Source organism: Pseudomonas gregormendelii, from assembly GCF_017114825.1.
Taxonomy (GTDB): Bacteria; Pseudomonadota; Gammaproteobacteria; order Pseudomonadales; family Pseudomonadaceae; genus Aquipseudomonas; species Aquipseudomonas gregormendelii.
Map to the genome: position 1 here is coordinate 1 of NZ_JADEVO010000078.1, position 4,447 is coordinate 4,447.

Below are 4,447 nucleotides of genomic sequence, written 5' to 3' on the forward strand. Positions count from 1 at the left end.
TAGGAACGGCGTGTTGGCTGCATGAAATACCCGCTTGAAAGGCTAGAACTGGTGCCCACTTAAATTTAAGTGCACACCATGTCCTGGCGTTGCGGGGTTGGGTAGATGACTTGGCCGGACGCATACGATGGGCTGGTGAATTTTTCACACTAAAGTGACGACCTTGGCTACCGATTAGCCAAAGGATTTTTACGAAAAATTTACGGGGCTCAAGTGCTGGGCATCCGATACTGCTCGGCGCTAAATCTACGGGCTACGGTCATGTCCCTCGCTGCAATGCGTCTTATAGGCTTCATCTTAGGCATTTTTCTAGTCACTCTCGCTGTGAGCATGGTTATACCCATGATTACGCTTGTGGCCTATGAACGTAGCGACGACCTGTCTGCCTTTCTCTGGTCGAGCCTTATTACCTTTATCTGCGGGCTACTGTTGATCGTGCGTGGGCGGCCAGACTCTGTACACCTTCGCCCTAGGGATATGTACCTGTTGACGACTGGGAGTTGGGTGGTGGTATGCACCTTCGCAGCGTTGCCGATGGTGTTTATCAGTGGCATCAGCTACACCGACGCTTTCTTTGAAACCATGTCCGGTATTACAACTACTGGTTCTACCGTTTTAAGTGGTTTGGATACCGCGTCACCTGGACTATTGATATGGCGTTCGATGCTGCACTGGCTGGGTGGTATCGGCTTCATCGGCATGGCTGTGGCAATACTTCCATTGCTGCGGGTAGGTGGCATGCGTCTCTTTCAGACTGAGTCCTCAGACTGGTCGGAGAAAGTTACACCGCGCTCTCATGTGGCCGCTAAGTACATCCTCTTTCTCTATCTGGGACTTACTGGCATCGGGGCTCTGGCACTCTGGATAGCGGGAATGACGCCGTTTGAGGCGGTCAATCACGCAATGTCGTTGATCTCTACCGGGGGATTCTCAACGTCGGACGCGTCACTTGGCCACTGGACGCAGCCGGCGATTCACTGGGTGGCGGTGGTCATCATGATTCTGGGGAGCCTGCCCTTTACCTTGTACGTCGCGACATTGCGCGGTAATCGGCGTGCGCTGATCAAGGATCACCAGGTACGCGGATTCGTGGGGTTCTTGATCGTCACATGGCTGGCGGTGGGTACGTGGCTGTGTTTTCACAGCGACTACGGATGGTGGGATGCGTTTCGTATCGTGGCCGTCAATGTGACCTCGGTCGTCACGACCACCGGAGTTGCGGTGGGCGATTACACCTTGTGGGGCAGCTTCGCGGTCTTGCTTTTTTTCTATCTGACCTTTGTCGGTGGGTGCTCAGGCTCGACGGCTGGAGGCCTTAAAATTTTCCGCTTCCAGGTTGCTGGTGCTCTATTAGTGAGTAGCCTTAAGCAGTTGATCCATCCTCGAGCGGTGATTCAGAAAAAGTACAACGGTCACCCCATTGATGAAGAGATCTTGCGTTCGCTTTTGACCTTCTCATTTTTCTTCACCATCACCATTGCAATGATCGCCTTAGGGCTCGCTTTGATCGGACTCGATTGGGTTACTGCATTAAGTGGTGCGGCTACTGCTGTATGCAATGTGGGGCCTGGGCTCGGCCAGGTCATTGGGCCTGCGGGTAATTTCTCATCGTTACCCGACGCAGCAAAATGGTTACTCACCATTGGCATGCTGCTGGGGAGATTGGAAATCCTAACGGTACTGGTACTCATCACACCGGTTTTTTGGAGGTATTAGTCCTCTCAGTGGCGACAGCTTTTCTGAGTAGCAACGTAGGAGTCGCAAGCACACTGAAAGACTGTTTGCTTTCAGTGTAGTGTTTCCTCTTATCTACACTCCGCTGATCGGCATGCTCGTAGTTTGGCTGACAACGCGCTTTTTCGTGGGTGCACAAGGCAGCGGAATTCCGCAGGTTATCGCAGCAACACGGCTTGCCCGCCAAGGTAAGCCCATTAACAAACTGGTTTCACTGCGTATCGCTTTTGCCAAGATAGGCCTTGGAACTCTGGCGCTGACGGGCGGCTTTTCGGCGGGGCGTGAAGGTCCCTCAGTTCAGGTTGCGGCATCCATCATGCACTTCTTTCACCGCTTCCTGCCAAACGCGCGAATCGTGCGCAGCGAGGATCTCCTTCTGGCGGGAGGTGCAGCGGGTATTGCGGCTGCATTTAATACGCCACTGGCCGGGATCGCATTTGCGGTAGAAGAGCTGGGACGCAAGCTTGAAACCCGTACCAGCGGCGTTCTTCTTAGCACGATCATACTCTCTGGGATGGTTGCCATTGCCTTGCAGGGAAACTACAACTATTTCGGTCATTTCGGCATTCAGGGCATCAACCTCGACATAGTCGTCCCGGCATTGGTAATAGGGGTTGGATGTGGGCTATTGGGGGGGTTATTTAGCCGAGTGTTGTTATGGCCACAGCGGTACCCACAGTTCATCATTTGGCAATGGCGACGCCTGCACCCAGTGTGGTTTGCCGGTATCTGTGGATTAGTCGTCGCAGTATTGGGCTGGCTCAGTGGCGGAATGTCATTTGGTAGCGGATACGGCATTACCTCCCAGGTCATCGCATCCGATGTAGTCCTGCCATGGCACGCCCCCATTACGCGATTCTTAGCGACTGTAGTGACCTACTTCTCTGGTATTCCAGGAGGTATTTTCGCCCCTTCGCTCGCTGTAGGGGCAGCAGTCGGCGCCAATACCGCAGAGCTATTCCACTTGGCCGCGCAGCCCACTATTGCACTCTGCATGGTTGGTTTTCTGGCTGCCGTTACTCAGTCGCCAATCACCTCCGCAATCATTGTGATGGAGATGATTGATAGCCACAGTATGGTGATCAGTCTCATGGCGGTAGCTTTGATCGCCAAGGCTGTCAGTTCAAGAATGGGCCCTGAGCTGTATCAGCAATTGGCGCGAGGCTTTCTCGCAGAACCTGCCACCACGCCAAAGAATCCAACTCGATAGGCCTTACCGTGTCATCGTTCTAGCCAATGAGATGAGTTGATCTTTCTCATGCTGCAGCATTAACGTTGTATCTGCACGAGTGATCAGAACAGCCGCGTGCCTGGCGCAGGCACCCTTAAAGATCGCAGGGTTTATCTCAGCGAGACTGATGAGGGCTTTTAACAGGCGAAGGTTAACTTCTAGCAAAGCTGCACCGTCCCTGCTGATCGGGGCAAAAAAATCATCGAACAGATCATCTACCGTCAATCCTCGGAGAAAGATCTGTTTACAGCCTTGGTCTATTTGCGAGCCAGATACATGAGGCTTGCTCCAGCAAGTTAATGTCCTCACTCCCCGGCCAATGACATCGATGGCTGTCCCAGGGTCGTTCACCGCAGGCGATAAGGCGCGAGAAGCGATTTCCGAGAGCACGCAAAGTCCGAAGCGGGGATCATTTTCAAAGGTTCGCCGGACGCCGATGATCAGAGTCGCTAGAACCTTCCGTCTCGCAGTATCGGTATCACCTGCCAGCGTGTTGCCCAAGCTCACAATGTGTAGGAGTGGCATTCCCTCGTGCACAAATGTACCCGGAAGTACCTCCAGATAAATCTGTATTTGATCGTTCTGCGCGATAGCTCCAAGTGCGCTCACATCGATATGTTGCACATACCCCGTTAGCTCACTTTTCACTGTGATTGCGCCAGGAGGTAGGGACAGATCGGTCGGGTAAGCTGAACCGCCTAAGTAGGGCCACTGAACTCGTCGAGTAATTGCGTTTATCGTAGCCTTCTCGACGCGGTCGATGGTTTCTCCCACCCTTCCGAGTTTTGACAGGTGATCGATCCAGCGCAGGAGGGTGTAAACGATCAGGATGACCACAATTATCGTCACTGCGAACAGCAATACTCGACCTTGTGTGCCATAGGCGCCCGTGCGCAATGCGATGATCCCTACCAGGCTAAAGAGGAATGAGCCTATAAACGTAGCAAGGGCATTTTGGGTCGTGGTGTCTTCCATCACCAGGGTGGTGGCACGAGGTGTCACTCCGCTGCTCGCGGCCCCGTAAGCGGTGACCATCGTGCTTAACGAGAAGGTTGTGACGGCCAGCATGCTGGAGGCAATGATCCCCAGAATCTTGTCTACGGCATCTGCGCCGATACGCGCTGGCAATGACTCCGGGATGAAGTCTTTGAATACAACAGCAAGCAGTGCCGTAGCCACCCCTAGAAGGGAGAATAGGGAGGCTCTGAACCACAGCCGTTTGGTGAGTTGATTCGTTACCCAACGCCAACGAGCGATCATGTGCAATCCTTCAAGTGACTACGTCAATTGAGTGCGGGGCGGCGCAGAAGTTTATTCGTAATGTCGATGTTAGTTTGCGCCCTGGCTATAAACTAGGCGGTTGCAGGAGCTGAGTGCAACACGGTTATTGAATCGAAGTGGGAGTATCGTGCCGCATCGCAATGGCCTTTTGCATCACCTCACTCATCACTTCGATCGGACATTTGAAATCGAAGCGTTTAC

At 53.2% G+C, this 4,447-nt stretch carries 2 protein-coding genes and 1 pseudogene; 2 read left to right on the forward strand and 1 reads right to left on the reverse strand.

What is annotated here, in order from left to right; genetic code table 11:
* The first annotated feature begins 261 nt into the window (after positions 1-261).
* The gene (locus IMW75_RS26480; RefSeq protein WP_045059742.1) at positions 262-1,716 is read left to right on the forward strand and encodes a TrkH family potassium uptake protein; all 1,455 of its coding nucleotides are present in this window, start codon (positions 262-264) and stop codon (positions 1,714-1,716) included.
* 85 nt (positions 1,717-1,801) lie between these two features.
* Positions 1,802-2,944, forward strand: a pseudogene (locus IMW75_RS26485) (chloride channel protein); the annotation flags it as partial.
* A gap of 3 nt (positions 2,945-2,947) precedes the next feature.
* Here the strand turns inward: IMW75_RS26485 and IMW75_RS26490 are convergent.
* Entirely contained in the window at positions 2,948-4,225 is a 1,278-nt protein-coding gene (locus IMW75_RS26490; RefSeq protein WP_205894277.1) for a DUF2254 domain-containing protein, read from the reverse strand.
* Positions 4,226-4,447 lie beyond the last annotated feature (222 nt).